This is a genomic window from Nitratidesulfovibrio sp. 1201_IL3209 (genome assembly GCF_036763125.1).
In the GTDB taxonomy this organism is placed as follows: Bacteria; Desulfobacterota; Desulfovibrionia; order Desulfovibrionales; family Desulfovibrionaceae; genus Cupidesulfovibrio.
The window spans coordinates 111,559-125,434 of record NZ_JBAIYT010000001.1 but is presented as its reverse complement, the minus strand read 5'-3'; the positions used below and the strand labels follow the sequence as shown (position 1 = coordinate 125,434).

The following is a 13,876-nucleotide window of genomic DNA, read 5'->3' as shown; positions in this document are numbered from 1 at the left end:
TTTGCTATCGTCCCGGCGTGGGCGGCATGGCGCCGCCCGCACCGCCCCACTCCGCCCCACCCCGGCTGTCACCGGAAGGGGCGCCTGACAACAGCAGCAACAGATCATGCGGGCCAACGCCGCCCGGACACGGAACGACATCATGCACGCCACAGGACTCCATACGCCAGCCAGCCACGCACCCCGCCGCCACGGCGCGGGCCGCGCCACGGCCATGGCTGCCGGCGCCCACGCGGGCGTGCCGTCCTTGGCGTGTTCCGGACCGGCCGACGGCTCCGCCATGCCAGCGCCGCCCGCGGGCGCCGGACGTGCCTGCGACACGCCCGGCCACACCTCTCGCGGCCTTGCGCCGGGGCTCTCGTGCCTTCTGGCGGCCGGGCTGGGCGTGATTGCCGCCGCCCTGCCCGGCGACCCGGCCCGCATCGCCTGCGCGGCCCTGGTCTGCGTCTGGCTGATGTTCACCATGCACGTGGCCGCCGCCTCGCTGCGCAGCCTGCTGCGCCTGCCCACGGACCCCACGGACCCCACGGACGGCGACGACGCCCTTTTCGACGACCATGCCTCATTGTTTGCCCGTGCGCACGGGGCCTCTCACGGGGGAGGCCACACCGGCGCCACGGGTGACGGCTTTCCGCCGGAAGCCCATGGCGCAGACCCTGCGCCCGGCTTCTCGGTTCCTTCCGTGCACCGGTCCGCCGGGGGGAGCACCCTGCCGCTCCACCTGCAACCCGACAAGACCACGCACGGTTCCTCGCCTCGGCGAAGGAACTGACAACGGCGTGAACGGGCGGCGACACCCCAGCAACCCCCGCCGCCCGCACCCTCCGCCGGACCGGGGCACCCTTCCCCCGCCCGCCGCCCCGGTCCGGCCCTTTTTCTGCCCGCGCGCCGCCGCGCCGACGAGACGACCATGATCGCCACGACCACGGCGCGCGCAGGCTCCCCCTCGCCCGCCGAACCGCATAACCACACCCCCTCCGCCGCGCGTCACCCGGCGCACGGCGGCACGCCCGCCGCCGGGACGTCCGATGGCGGCCACGCGCATGGCTCCGCCATGCCGTTTCCCGTGCCGGGCGTGGCCATCGCCGACGTGTTCATCCTGTTCCAGCCGCTGGTTTCGGTGCGCCGCCACGCCGTGGTGGGCATGGAAGCCCTGAGCCGGGGCCGGGTGCCCGGCGGCGCGGTGATGCCGCCCGACATCATGTTCTCCACCGCCGCCGCCAGCGGCAGCGCGCTGGAACTGGACCGCCTGTGCCGCGAGCGGGCCTTTGCCGCCTTCGCCCCGCTGGTGCGCCGCAGGCCGGAACTGCTGCTGTTCGTGAACATCGACACCGCCGTGCTGCGGCGCGGGGTGGTGGGTTCCGGGCACATCCAGCGGCTGGCCGAGGCCACCGGGGTCAGCCCCAACAACGTGGTGCTGGAAATCGTGGAATCGCAGGTGGACGACACCGACGCGCTGATGGATTTCGCCGCCCGCCACCGCAGGCTGGGCTTCCTGGTGGCCCTGGACGACGTGGGGGCCGGGCATTCCAACCTGGAACGCATCGCCGCGCTGAAGCCCGACGTACTCAAGCTGGACCGTTCGCTGGTGTCCGGCCTGCCCGATTCGTTCCACCGCCAGGAGGTGGTGCGGGCGCTGGTGGGCCTGGCCCGGCGCATCGGGGCCATGACCGTGGCCGAAGGCGTGGAGCACGAGGCCGAGGCCGCGCTGCTCATGGACCTGGGGGCCGACGTGATGCAGGGCTTCCTGTTCGCGCATCCCTCGCCCGAAGGAGCCGTGGCCGCGGGCGGCACGGCCCTGCACGACGTGGCCCGCGCCTATGCCGCGCTCACCCTGGCCCAGGTGGAGGAAGAGGAGCGCCGCGTGTCCACCCTGCGCAGCGCCGTGCACCGCCTGCGCGAGGACCTGCACCGCGCCTTCCCCGGCGGCTTCGACAGGATGCTGGCCCGCTACCTGAACGCGGAATCGGCCCTGGAATGCCTGTACGTGCTCGACGCCGCGGGCCGCCAGGTATCGGACACGGTGTGCAACCCCTACCGGCTTTCGGCCAGCAGGCGGTTCATCTACCAGCCCGCGCGGCGCGGCGCCGACCATTCGCTGAAGGAATATTTCCTGCCCATGCGCAGCGGCATAGAGGAATGCCTGACCGCCCCGTACATCTCGCGGGCCTCCGGCAACCTGTGCGTGACGCTGGCCATGCGCTTCACCGACGCCACGGGCACGCCCCACGTGCTGTGCGCCGACGCGGGCCGCCCGGACCGCAGGCGGCGCGGCGCGTAGCCGCACCCCGCACGCCTGCCCCGCCGCGGCATCGTTCCTGTCCCTTCCCTCCACGCGCAAGGCCGCCCCCCGGAACACCGGAGGGCGGCCTTGCCATATGCGGAAAAGGAGGAAAGGAAACGGTACCCGACGCGCTACTTGCCGCCCGTGGGCACGGGCGCGGATGCGACCGCCGCCGGGGTCTTCACCGGCGCGACGGGCGCGACGGGCGCAACGGCAGGCAGGGCCTTGGCCGGGGCCTTCCGTCCCGGTTGCGGTTCCGGCTTCTGCCCGGCCTTCTGGGCGGCTCCGGCCTCCGCCTTGGCCGTCTGCCCGCCCTCGGCCCTGGCGTCGGGCTTCGGCTCGGCCCTCACCCGGGCCTTCTTGCGAGGGGCCAGCAGCCGCTTGTAGATGAAGAATTCCACGTTGCGGCCCTCGGCGGCGGACAGGGGAATCTCGGCCCGGGCCATGGCCCGGTGCCCCCCGGCGGAACCCACGTCGCCGAACTGAAGGCTGGCGTAGCGGCCAAGGTCGCGCCCCATGCCGTCGCCGCGCAGGATGACCACGATGGTGTCGCGGTACACCCCGCACACCGCCGCCCAGCGGATTTCGTGCACCCGCATGAAGAAGTCGGCGATGACCACCAGGATGTCCGGGTTTTCCACCTCGCCCACGTACACGTACTGGCCGGTGCCCAGCTTGTGCATGCTGATGAACGCGCGAGAGAAGTAGTCCAGCCAGTGCAGCCGGAATTCGCTGCGCACGATGCGCGAGAGCAGGGCGTGGTCCGCGAACTTGGTCAGGTAGCGGTAGGCGCGCATGTCCACGTCGTGGAAGGCGCGCTCGAAGCTGGCGGTGTCGGTCTTGATGCCGAACTGCAATGCCGTGGCCAGCAGCTTTCCGGGCCGGATGCCGAGGTTGTACAGGTACTCGGTCATGATGGTGGCGGTGGCGCCGTACTCGTTGCGGATTTCCTTGAAGTCGGCCACCACCGGGTGCTCCTCGACGAGCGGATGGTGGTCGATGACCAGCGAGAAGTTCAGGTCCCTGAACGAGGGGTGGTGGTGGGGCTGCGAATCGACCACCGCGAAGCGGTCGAACTGGGCGGACAGCGTGGGGGTGAGCTTGACCATGGGGATGCGCAGGTAGCGGGCCATGGCCAGGTTGTCCGGCCGGGTGATCTCGTTGACGCGGGCGATGGCCACGTCGTCCACGCGGTGGATCATGATGCGCTTCAGCGCCAGGGCCGAGGCCATGGCGTCGGGGTCGGCGTTGATCACGATGAGCCAGCGCTCGGCGCGGTCGAACAGCTCCTGCAGGTGGGTGAGCTTTGTCTCCAGCTTCCTGAAGTAACTCATGATCTCCTCTCGGCCCCGGCTCGTGAAACACTGCGGCGGGACACTTGTCCCTCCGGCTGCCCGTCGGATTGCCCGCCCGGCTGTCCGCCCGCCTCTCCGCCCAGCAGGCGGTCCAGCACCGGCAGCGACGCCCGCACCCCGTCCCAGGCGAACACCTCTACCGTCAGCACCGCGTCCGGCGGCAGGGCGGGCAGCACCCGCGCCGCCCATGCGGCTTCTTCCGCCGTCAGTTCGGTGAGGGGACGGTGGCGGTCCATGCCGCCGGGGGCGTGCACGTGCGCCATGCGCACCCGCCGCAGCAGACCGGCGGATGCGGGCAGCCTATGCTGACCGTAGGTCAGGACATGGCCCATGTCCAGACACACATTGCAGTTTCCGTCGGCGATGGCCGGAAGCAGGTCCGCCAGGTCCTGCCCGGCGATGTTTTCCAGCAGCAGGCAGGCCGGGTCGCGGCCCTGGCGGGTCCATTCATTCAGAAACGCGCCCAGCAGCCGGGCCGGGCCGTCCGTACCGGCAAAACCCGCCGCGCGGGCCTGCTCCGGCGTCGGCGGGTGCAGCACCGCGCGCCGTGCGCCCAGAAAGGCCACCCGGTCCATCAGCAGGCCGCACACCCGCGCCGCGCCCGCGCCGGGCGCGCCGTGCGGGCCGGCCCCCCATTCCAGGTCCACCGGCAGGTGGGCGTGCCAGGACAGGGACAGCCCGGCCAGCGCCGGGGGCAGGTCCGCGTCGGTATAGGCAAGGCAGGCTTCGGCCTCGAACAGGCACAGCCCCACCTCGTGCACTTTTCCTGAAAGAAATGCGCAATTATCATGGACGTTGCCCGCGATAACCCACGACGGGGCCGCCACGGTTCTGGACAGAAGCCGAGGCGATGCGGTAAGGGCCTGCAAGACGTGCATGACGTTCCGGTTACGGGCTTTCCGCCCGCCGGGCAAGCGCGGCCCGGCAGAAATGTGCCGCCCGCGCGCCCCGGAACGCCGGTTTTCCGCCCGCCCGGACATGCGCCCCCTCGCAACGGGCCGTCACCATGGACCACGGGCCGCGGCGGCATGGGGCATGCACGGCGTACGACGTTCCCCCGTCAGGCCATAACGGGGAGCAACGGGCCACGACGGGGAACAGGAGACCTTGATGCGCCACGTGAAACACTTTCTGCAACACCGTTTCAACCCCCTGCACGTCTACTGTCGCCTGCGCGACGTGGGCCTGAGCCCCCGTACGGCGGGCAGGGTGTCCGGCCTGTACGAACGCTACGTGTACCGGATGTGCTGCCCCCTGTAGCACCGCCCGCCACCGGCATGTTCCGCACGACGGGACGGCTTGCGCCAGGGCGCACCGTCCCCGGCGCCTTCCCCATCCCCGAAAAACACCACGGCCCGGCATGACCGGGCCGTTTTCATTGGCGAAAGGGCGCGCCGGAGAAACCGGCGGACGCTACATCAGCGACAGTTGGCGCTCCTTGCGCTTCTGGTGCTGCACCAGCATGGAGCGGCGCAGCCCTTCCAGCGGCACGTCGTCCAGGAAGCGCGAGGACTTCAGGCGCAGTTCGCGTCCGTACAGTTGGCGGCGCGCGGCGCAGCTCAGGAACAACCCCTCGGAGGCGCGGGTCATGCCCACGTAGAGCAGGCGGCGCTCCTCGTCCACGTCGGTGCGCGCCTCGGGGTCGGGCTTGCCGGTCAGGGTGCCCGCCCCGGCGAAAGGCATGATGCCGTCCTCCAGCGCGGGCAGGAACACCGCGCGGAATTCCAGGCCCTTGGCCGCGTGCAGGCTCATGATCTGCACCTTCTCGCTCCCGCGGCGCACCAGTTCCAGTTCGCTTTGCAGGCTGATCCAGTTCATCAGCCCGGACCAGCCGCCGTGGGTGTCGTAGGCGCGGGACAGCGCCCGGAAGGCCGAGGACTGCCAGAACAGATCGTCGAAGGGCGGGGTTTCGCGCAGGTAGGCGGCCACCCCCAGCGGTCCCTTGGCCAGCACCTTGGGGGGGCAGTCCACCTCGGACGGCACGCCGCGCGCCGGGATTTCCGCGTCGGGGCGCAGGGGGGCCTCGCCGCTGTCCGCAAGGCCGGGGGCGGTGGAGCCGGAGGCTTGGGCGCCGTCGCCGTGCGGGCCGGAGGCATCGGCCGGGTCGGGCGAACCGGGTGAATCGGGCGAGTCGGGCGCATCGGCAGTCGCGTCCCCGTCCCGCTGGACGTGGAACGGCGAAGAACCCAGCCCCAGCCGGTCGGCCAGCGAGGGGTGCACCCCTTCCGCCACCAGGCGGCGGTGGCTGAGCCCGGCGGGCAGCGCCGGGCCGGTGGGGGATGCGGTGGACCCGATGCCCAGCATGCGCCCGGCCGCGCCCAGGATGAGCGCCACGCGCTGGTCGGTCCAGAAGGCTTCGGCCTCGGGCACGGCGCAGGGCACGCCGAAGCGGGTCAGGGTGCGCTGCAACTGGGGGATCAGCGACTTCACGCGGACCAGCACCGCGATGTCGCCGGGGCTGAACCCGCCCTCGTCCAGCACCGTGCCCCGGCGCGAGCGGCCGTGCCCGGCGTCGAGCAGCGAATGGCTGGTGGACCCGATGAGCCCGCGAATCTGCTCGCCGATCCAGGCCGCCTCGCCTTCCGCCGTGGGGGCCTCGAACAGGTGCAGTTCGCCGGGCAGGTCGCGCGCGGCGCGCAGCGGGCCGCAGGCCGAGCGGCCCTGCATCAGGCCGCCCGCGAAATCGAGGATGCGCGCCGAGGAGCGGTAGTTCTCCTCCAGCGCCACCACGGAAAGGTCGGGCCACGCCTCGCGCAGGAAGGCGGCCACGTCGCCGTGCGCGCCCCGGAAGCCATAGATGGACTGGTCCGGGTCGCCGATGCCGAAGAAGCCCGCCCCGCCGCGCGGGGCCAGCGCGCGCACCAGCGTCAGTTGCAGCGGCGAAAGGTCCTGGATTTCGTCCACCAGCACGTGCCGCCACGGGCTGGCGTAGATGTTGTTCTGGATCTGGTCCAGCCAGAACTCCAGCAGGTCGGTGTAGTCGGCCAGGTTCCACGCCGCCTTCTGCTCGGTGTAGCGGGCCAGCAGCGGGGCGTGCTCCACCAGGCACGAACGCATCTTCTCGCGGCACACCCCGATGGCTTCCCACGCCTCGCGCAACCGCTGGGCGGGCTCGTCGGGGTTGGCCTCGGCGAACACGCGGCGGGCCGCCTCTTCCGAAAGCAGCACCGGCGGGGTGGGCGTGGCCCGGTGCCAGTACTCGAAGGCCAGGGCGTGCAGGGTGTCGGTGCGCGGCAGGGGCGCGCCCTCGCCAAGGGCGGCGGCCAGGCGCTCGTCCATTTCCGCCGCCGCGCGGCGGGTGAAGGTGACGGCCAGGATGCGCCGGGCGTCGATGCCCGTCTCCACAAGGTGCAGCACCCGGCCCACCAGCGTGCGGGTCTTGCCCGTGCCGGGACCGGCCAGCACCAGCACCGGCTGCGGACCGGCGGTCAGGGCGCGGCGCTGGGCGGGGTTGAAGCGCATGGCCGCGCCCTCGGGCGGGCGGGGCGCGCTGAGCGCGGCAAAGGCGGGCGGCGGGGGGCCGTCGTCGCCGTCTGCAAGATCGGGGGCACCGGGGGCGCCGGATGTGCCAGATGCGCCGGACGCGAAAGGCTCCGGGGAAAATTCGAAGTCCGGTTCGGGCGTGGCGGCTCCGGGCCGCCCCGCCTTGGCGGGCTGTCCCGGCTTGCCTGCCAGGCCGGATGCGCTTGACGGGACGGATGCGCCTGACGGGCCAGACCGGTCAGGCGGCCCGGACAGCGCATCCAGCAGCGAGGGGCGGTTCGTGCCCTTGCCCTTCTTCCCCCTGCCGGTGGCACGGGGCGCGCCGTCGCCGTCTCCCGCGCCGCGCGGGGCGGCGGGCACGCCCATGCCTTCCAGCAGCGGCAGGCCGCCCACCACCGAGCGGCGCTGGATGGAGGCGCGTTCCTTGTCCGTGAACACGCGCACCACGCCGTACTCGCCATCGTAGCCCGACTGGCGCAACACCTCGCGCCGCCGCATACGGGCGATGCCTTCGCCCAGTGGTTCCCAGAACCGGGAAAGTTCGGCCTCGGGCACGTCCTGCAAGATGTTCAGTTCCGAGCCGAACCGGGCCACGCACCGGGCGTGCTGCTCGGCCACCCTGCGGCTCTTGGGCCCCACCCCCAGCAGTTCGGACAGGATTTCCGGCAGCGGGATGAGCGAAAGGTAGCCCTGCTGCCCCGGCGACTGGATGGGCGTCTCGCGGTCGGCCAGTTCCACCACCCGGTGCAGCACGCCCACGGTCACCGGCTTGCCGCACACCGGGCACAGGCCGCCACGGGCGCGGGTTTCGCGCGGCTCCATGACCACGCCGCACTTGCGGTGGCCGTCCAGGTGGTACTTGCCTTCCTCCGGGAAGAATTCCAGCGTGCCCAGGAACCGCCCGCCGATGCCCTGCCCCTTCAGGCTGCGCAGGATGCTTTCGTAGCCGATCTCGCCGGAGAACAGGTTGGCCTCGCGCCCCAGGTTGTCGCCGGAGTGGGCGTCGGAGTTGGAGATGAGCGCGAAGCGGTCCAGTTCGCTCCACAGCCAGTTCATCTCCGGGTCGGACGACAGGCCCGTCTCCATGGCGAAGATTTCCAACGACAGGTCGCCGAAGCATTCCGCCACCGAGTTGAAGCCCGACTTGGACCCGAACAGGGCGAACCACGGCGTCCAGATGTGCGCGGGCACCAGAAACGCCTGCGGGTGCGTTTCCAGCACCATTTCCAGCAAATTACGAGAATCAAGGCCAAGGATGGGCCGCCCGTCGGACTCGATGTTGCCCACCTCGGCCAGGCGGCGTGACAGGCGGTCGGCGGCGTCCATGTCGGGCACGTAGACAAGGTTGTGCACCTTGCGCACCTGGCCGCCGCGCTTGTAGATGCTGCTGATTTCGGCCTGGAGCATGAACAGGGTGCGCCCGGCCAGCGGCTTGCCCGCGTAGTCCGGCAGTTCGGCGTCCAGCCCGCGCGGGTCGCGCAGGCGGTACAGGCCGCTGGCTTCGTCGAGCACCAACTGTTCGGCCAGTTCCGCCCGCCACTTGGGGTGCGTGAAGTCGCCGGTGCCGAGCACGTCCAGCCCCTTCACCCGCGCCCACGCGGCCAGATGGCGGGCGTTGAGCCGCCCGCTGGTGGCGCGCGAAAAGCGGGAGTGGATATGCAGGTCGGCCCGGAACTGCTGCATCGGGCGTGCTCCTGTGGGACTGGGCGGACGGGGTGCGGCGGCTCGCGCGGGGCGGAAGCGGCTGCCAAGTCCTGGTTCCCATGTCCGGCTGGGTGTGTGCGGGGCGGGCTGCGCCGGGGTGGAGCCCCGGCCCGCAGGCGATGATCCGCGTGCGGTGGACCGCCAGGCGGCGGAAGATGCGGAGCGGACACCACCGTGCGAATCTGCCGCCCGTGTCCTTGTCTATCAAAATCATCCGGGATGGCAAATGGGTTCGGGATGGCAAACGGGCTGGCGCACAGGCGGGCAATCCACGCCGGTTGCCAACCCCGCATCGCCCGGATAGCGTGTGCCCATGAGTCGCCACATCCCGGACACGCCATCCCGCGCCATGCCGGACGCCCTGTCCGGCACTTGTCCCGAGGCCGCCCTTCAGGCCCGCGCCCGGTTTCCGCGCGGCCTCGTCCAGCCGGACGGCAGCTTCCGCTTTTCCGTGGACGCCCTGCTGCTGGCGGCGTTCGCGGGGGAAGCGCTAGCGGGGACGAAAAAAAGGATGACGCACGCGGGTGGCGGGAACGCCGCCGCACCGGAAACGACGGACATGCCGGGTGCGCCGGGCCACGGCAAGCCGGTGGCCTTCGCGGACCTGGGCGCCGGCTGCGGCGTGGTGGGGCTGGCCCTGCTGCTGGCGCATCCGCGCCTGACGGGCACGGGCATCGACATCGACGAAGAACTGGCGGACGCCGCGCGTCGGAACGCGGCGCGACTGGGGCTGACGGAACGTTTCCGGGTGCTGCGGGCCGACCTTGCCGCGCCCGGCGATGCCGCATCCCCCGAAGCTCCCGCCTTCGACGCCCTGCCCCCGGCCGGGTCCATGGACCTGGTGGCGGCCAATCCGCCCTACCGCCTGCCCGGCTCCGGCCGCCTGTCGCCCAGCCGCCAACGCACCCGCGCCCTGTTTGAAACGCACGGCACGCTGCCCGCCTTCGCGGAGGCGGCCGCCCGCCTGCTGCGCGCGGGGGGCCGCAGTTGCTGGGTGTACGGACCGGACCGCCTGCCCGACCTGCTGCTGGCGCTGCGCGCCACGGGACAGGAGCCCAAGCGGCTGCGCTGCGTCCATTCCCGCGCCCACGGCCCGGCCACGCTGGTGCTGGTGGAGGCCCGCCGCGCGGGCAGGCCCGGCCTGGTCGTGGAACCGCCGCTGATCCTCTGCGCGGGCGAAGGAGCGGCCACGGCGCTTACCGGCGAAGCCCTGGCCTTCTGCCCCCTGCTGGCCTGCAACGCCGGGGCGGGCGGTAAGGGCGCACCCCCCTTCTCCGCTCTGGCACGTACTTGACATCTTATGCTGAAGCGCGATTTTTTGGCGCTTTCGCTACCTAGCGCATGCACGCGCAGAGCATCATCAGTCTGCGCAAACTCAGGGGGGAGCATGCCCAAGAAGCCCAACCGACCGTATTTCTCAGCCAGCATAGAGCATCTTGAAAATCTATACGCCACGCGGGGGGCTGAGCTTTCCGTACTGCGGGCCATTGCCCAGGAATTATCTCATCGGCAAACAGCCCGCGCGGCCGTTCTCAACGCAAAGGTCGCGCAGAATCTGGCGGACGCCTCGACATCCAAGCCTGACGCCAAACCCTCTGCCCGCAGCGGCACACCGGCCACGTCCTTTTCGTTGACCTCCCAGGTTGGCACTCCCGCAACGCCCACGCATAACACCGCCCGTGGCAGTGCGGCAGCCATCCCTCATGCGGACGAGAACCCCACGCCCCCCACAACGCCATCCGCCCCCTCCGCACCCGCCCCCAGCCCGGAAACGCCGCCACTTCCTTCGCCGGACCAAATGCCGCTCCCCTCGCGCATTCTTGCCGCATGGACCGCGCTGGAAGCCTTGTCGCCACAAGCGTTCAAAAAGCCCGAAGACCTAGCCAATGGGGACCGGAGTTGCATCGCCTCGCTTGACCGCAGCGTGCCGTGGGAACTGCCGGGAGAAAAGGGACGCCCGAAAACGCAACTGTACTATCAAATCGTTCTTGGGGCCATCTCCATGACCAAGGCGACCGACGCCATGGTCGCCGCATTTGGTGAAAGCGATGAGCAGCCGTCCTGTCAGGGCGGTCACGCCGCCATTGCCACGCTGCTCGTTGACAGACACGGCATCCTGCTGGCCGAAAACTGCATCGGACTCAGCAGTTTTGCCTGGGCGTTGCCTTTGGCCCTGCAACAACGTCTTGAAATTTTGGGTGGATGGGCGTGCGTGGAGCGGCAGACCACCAAGGCCTTGGAGGAAATGCTGAGCAAAACCGATGAGGACGGCGCGCCGCTGCCCCTGACGCAGGACGACATTATGACGGCGTTCGGCTGGCTCACCCAGCACTTCGCCATTCCGGGCGACATGGCAGCACCGCCGACCTTTGCCGTACGCGTCTACCATTACTACAAGGCCCTGAATCCTCCGGAACCGTTGCTGCTCAACTCCTTCTTCCTGCATGACCTTGGCCGATGCCTTGGACAACCCCAGCAGGGCGATCTGCCCAAGGGCCTCCGCCGCTATCTTGGCGTCGAAACACCGCAGTCACCGCCTGACCTGCTGACCGATACGGCCGCGCTGGAGCAAGCCATCTCTCCAGCCATGATGCCCCCTGCCCGTTGGCCCAGTCCGGGCGGGCACCCGCTGGTGACGCTGCAACAGGCCGCCGTGAATCTTGCCACGCAAGAACTTGACCGCAACGGCGGCATCCTTGCCGTCAACGGCCCGCCCGGCACAGGCAAGACCACGTTGCTGCGGGACGTGGTCGCCGCGTGTGTGTTCGGCCGGGCAGTGGCCATGGCGAATTTCGACAATCCCGCGTCTGCCTTTACGCCATCCGGACAGAAGATAGCTTTCGGCGGTGGGGCATTTTACCACCTCTACCACGTGGATTCCCGCTTGAAAGGCCACGAAATTCTCGTGGCATCAAGCAACAACAAGGCCGTGGAGAACATCAGCCGTGAACTTCCGGCGCTTTCCGCCATTGGTCGCGCCCCCGACGAACTGCGCTACTTCAAAACCACCAGTGACAGGCTGCAACAAGGTTCCACTGGCGGAAACCCGTGGGATGGTAACAGTGCCCCAGCCACCCCGGGCGTTACGGCCCCCGTCGAAACCTGGGGACTGATTGCCGCCGTGCTGGGGAACCGGACGAACTGCGCGGCGTTCCAAAAGGGATTCTGGTGGGACAAGGATTGCGGCTTGGCTGGCTACCTGAAAACCGCCGCCGGAAAACCGCAACAGATTCCGATCCAAGACCCCAAGACGGGTAACGTAATAGGACAGCGCTCGCCACGTGTCGTCGAGGAAGAACGCCCCCCGACTCCGCAACTGGCGCTTGCGCAATGGAAATCCTGCAAAGCACGCTTTCTGGCACTCAAAAAGGATGTCGAAAACGAACTGGCATCCCTGGAACAGGTACGCCTATGCTGCCTGCGCATCCCGGCTGCCCGAACCAATCTTGCGCAACTGCGGGAAACCCATGCGCAGCTTGCCGCAAGACACGGACAGGCGGCGGCATTCAGAGATGCCTGCATCGCCAACGCCGACGCCGCCCGGCAAGCGCACGAGCGGCAAGCCTCCGTGGCGCAGCACCACCGGCTTATACGTCCGGGTTTCTTCTCTCGCCTGTTCCGCACTGAACGGTGGAAGCAATGGGCAACCGACAACGACGCCGTACTGGATGCCGTGACTGAGGCGCTTGTGGCAGTGCGCGAGACCGAGCAGGAACGTTCACAGGCCGTGTCCGCCCTGAACTCCCTGGTCGAAGAACTTCGCGCCGGGGAGTTGACCTTTGATGCACTCGCACGAGAATTATCGGAACTTGAGCGGCAGGTTGCGTCATGGCGTTCCACATTGGGGGAACGCTTGGTTGACGAACATTTCTTCCGCGCAGGTCATGACGCCATCAACCTTGCCGCACCGTGGATCCCCGCCAGCCTGCACAAGAAACGGGAAGACCTGTTCATAGCAGCCCTAGATGTCCATCGCGCGTTCATCGACGTCTCCGCGCAAAAACTCCTGCACAATATCGGAGTGCTCACGGGCTTCATGTCCGGGCCGGTGCAAGACCCTGCCAAACGCGCCCTGCTGGGTGACCTGTGGTCGTCGTTGTTCATGGTGGTGCCCGTGGTGTCCTCCACCTTCGCCTCGGTAGAGCGCATGCTCTGCGACCTGCCGCCGGAAAGTTTCGGCTGGCTGCTCATTGACGAGGCAGGGCAGGCAACGCCGCAGGCCGCCGCAGGCGCGATCCTGCGCGCGCAACGCACCATCGTGGTGGGCGACCCCATGCAGGTGCCGCCTGTCGTCACCTTGCCGCAACGGCTTGTGGAGAATGTGTGTCGACACTTCCATGTCGATCCGCTGCAATGGGCCGCGCCCGAGGCCTCGGCCCAGATATTGGCCGACCGTGCATCGGATTTCCAGGCCGCTTTTGCGGCGGACCCGGAACCACGCCGTGTAGGTGTGCCGCTGCTTGTACATCGGCGCTGCCAGAACCCCATGTTCGAGATATCCAACCGCATTGCCTATGACGGGCAGATGGTGCACGCGCCTACCCCATGCCGTGCGTGCGCGGTAGCCGACGCGCTGGGTCCCTCGTGTTGGCTGGACATATCGAGCCCCTCCAGCGCCAAGTGGAGCCCGGCCGAAGGGGATATGGCTTACGGCCTGTTGCAACGGCTGGCCGACGCAGGCATCGCGGACCCCGACGCCTTCATCATCACCCCGTTCCGGAATGTCTCCAACGGACTACGTACCGCAGCGAGGGGAAGGAACGCCCTGTTCGCAGCGTTGCGCGCGAACCCCAAAGAATGGGCAGAGCGCCGCATCGGCACCATCCACACCTTTCAGGGTAGAGAGGCGGATACTGTCATCTTCGTGTTGGGGGCTCCCGGCGCGGCGGAGGTCGGCGCCAGGATGTGGGCGGGAAATGCACCGAACATACTCAACGTTGCGGTGTCACGGGCAAAACGCAACCTGTACGTCATCGGCTCGTACGATGGGTGGTCCCGAATAGGGCATTTCGCGGCACTGGCGGATGCCCTGCCCCGCGTGCGTACCTGA

The 13,876-nt window shown here is 69.4% G+C and carries 7 protein-coding genes and 1 pseudogene; 5 read left to right on the top strand and 3 right to left on the bottom strand.

Annotated elements, in window-relative coordinates:
• The first annotated feature begins 280 nt into the window (after positions 1 to 280).
• Together V6B97_RS00475 and V6B97_RS00470 are read left to right on the top strand one after the other, a co-directional pair.
• Positions 281 to 772 (top strand): hypothetical protein, encoded by a 492-nt coding sequence (locus tag V6B97_RS00475; RefSeq protein ID WP_333504529.1) that lies wholly within the window; start codon positions 281 to 283, stop codon positions 770 to 772.
• Between the two features lie 138 nt (positions 773 to 910).
• Entirely contained in the window at positions 911 to 2,281 is a 1,371-nt protein-coding gene (locus V6B97_RS00470; RefSeq protein ID WP_333504528.1) for an EAL domain-containing protein, read from the top strand.
• A 332-nt stretch (positions 2,282 to 2,613) separates the two neighbouring features.
• On the opposite strand, the pseudogene V6B97_RS00465 reads toward V6B97_RS00470, so the two are convergent.
• Positions 2,614 to 3,618 (bottom strand): annotated as a pseudogene (locus V6B97_RS00465) (DHH family phosphoesterase); the annotation flags it as partial.
• Positions 3,615 to 4,517: a cobamide remodeling phosphodiesterase CbiR gene (gene cbiR, locus V6B97_RS00460; RefSeq protein WP_333504527.1), complete on the bottom strand. Its 903-nt coding sequence runs from the start codon at positions 4,515 to 4,517 to the stop codon at positions 3,615 to 3,617. The pseudogene V6B97_RS00465 and the gene cbiR, both read right to left, overlap by 4 nt.
• A 232-nt stretch (positions 4,518 to 4,749) precedes the next feature.
• On the opposite strand from cbiR, the gene V6B97_RS00455 reads away from it, so the two are divergent.
• The gene (locus V6B97_RS00455) at positions 4,750 to 4,899 is read left to right on the top strand and encodes a hypothetical protein (protein WP_333504526.1); all 150 of its coding nucleotides are present in this window, start codon (positions 4,750 to 4,752) and stop codon (positions 4,897 to 4,899) included.
• Positions 4,900 to 5,052: 153 nt separating this feature from the next.
• Here V6B97_RS00455 and V6B97_RS00450 read toward each other — a convergent pair whose 3' ends face one another.
• A complete protein-coding gene (locus V6B97_RS00450; RefSeq protein WP_333504525.1) occupies positions 5,053 to 8,805 on the bottom strand; it encodes a UvrD-helicase domain-containing protein in 3,753 nt (1,250 codons plus the stop codon).
• Between the two features lie 334 nt (positions 8,806 to 9,139).
• Between V6B97_RS00450 and V6B97_RS00445 the strand changes: the two genes are divergently transcribed.
• Together V6B97_RS00445 and V6B97_RS00440 are read left to right on the top strand one after the other, a co-directional pair.
• Complete coding sequence (locus V6B97_RS00445; RefSeq protein WP_333504524.1) at positions 9,140 to 10,120, top strand: tRNA1(Val) (adenine(37)-N6)-methyltransferase; 981 nt, start codon at positions 9,140 to 9,142, stop codon at positions 10,118 to 10,120.
• Positions 10,121 to 10,213: 93 nt separating this feature from the next.
• On the top strand, positions 10,214 to 13,876 hold the full coding sequence (locus tag V6B97_RS00440; protein ID WP_333504523.1) for a DEAD/DEAH box helicase: 3,663 nt from the start codon (positions 10,214 to 10,216) through the stop codon (positions 13,874 to 13,876).

Coding starts and splice junctions, on each gene's coding strand:
- cbiR (WP_333504527.1), bottom strand. CDS start 4,517: ATGCACGTCTTGCAGGCCCTTACCGCATCGCCTCGGCTTCTGTCCAGA.
- V6B97_RS00455 (WP_333504526.1), top strand. CDS start 4,750: ATGCGCCACGTGAAACACTTTCTGCAACACCGTTTCAACCCCCTGCAC.
- V6B97_RS00450 (WP_333504525.1), bottom strand. CDS start 8,805: ATGCAGCAGTTCCGGGCCGACCTGCATATCCACTCCCGCTTTTCGCGC.
- V6B97_RS00445 (WP_333504524.1), top strand. CDS start 9,140: ATGAGTCGCCACATCCCGGACACGCCATCCCGCGCCATGCCGGACGCC.
- V6B97_RS00475 (WP_333504529.1), top strand. CDS start 281: ATGCCAGCGCCGCCCGCGGGCGCCGGACGTGCCTGCGACACGCCCGGC.
- V6B97_RS00470 (WP_333504528.1), top strand. CDS start 911: ATGATCGCCACGACCACGGCGCGCGCAGGCTCCCCCTCGCCCGCCGAA.
- V6B97_RS00440 (WP_333504523.1), top strand. CDS start 10,214: ATGCCCAAGAAGCCCAACCGACCGTATTTCTCAGCCAGCATAGAGCAT.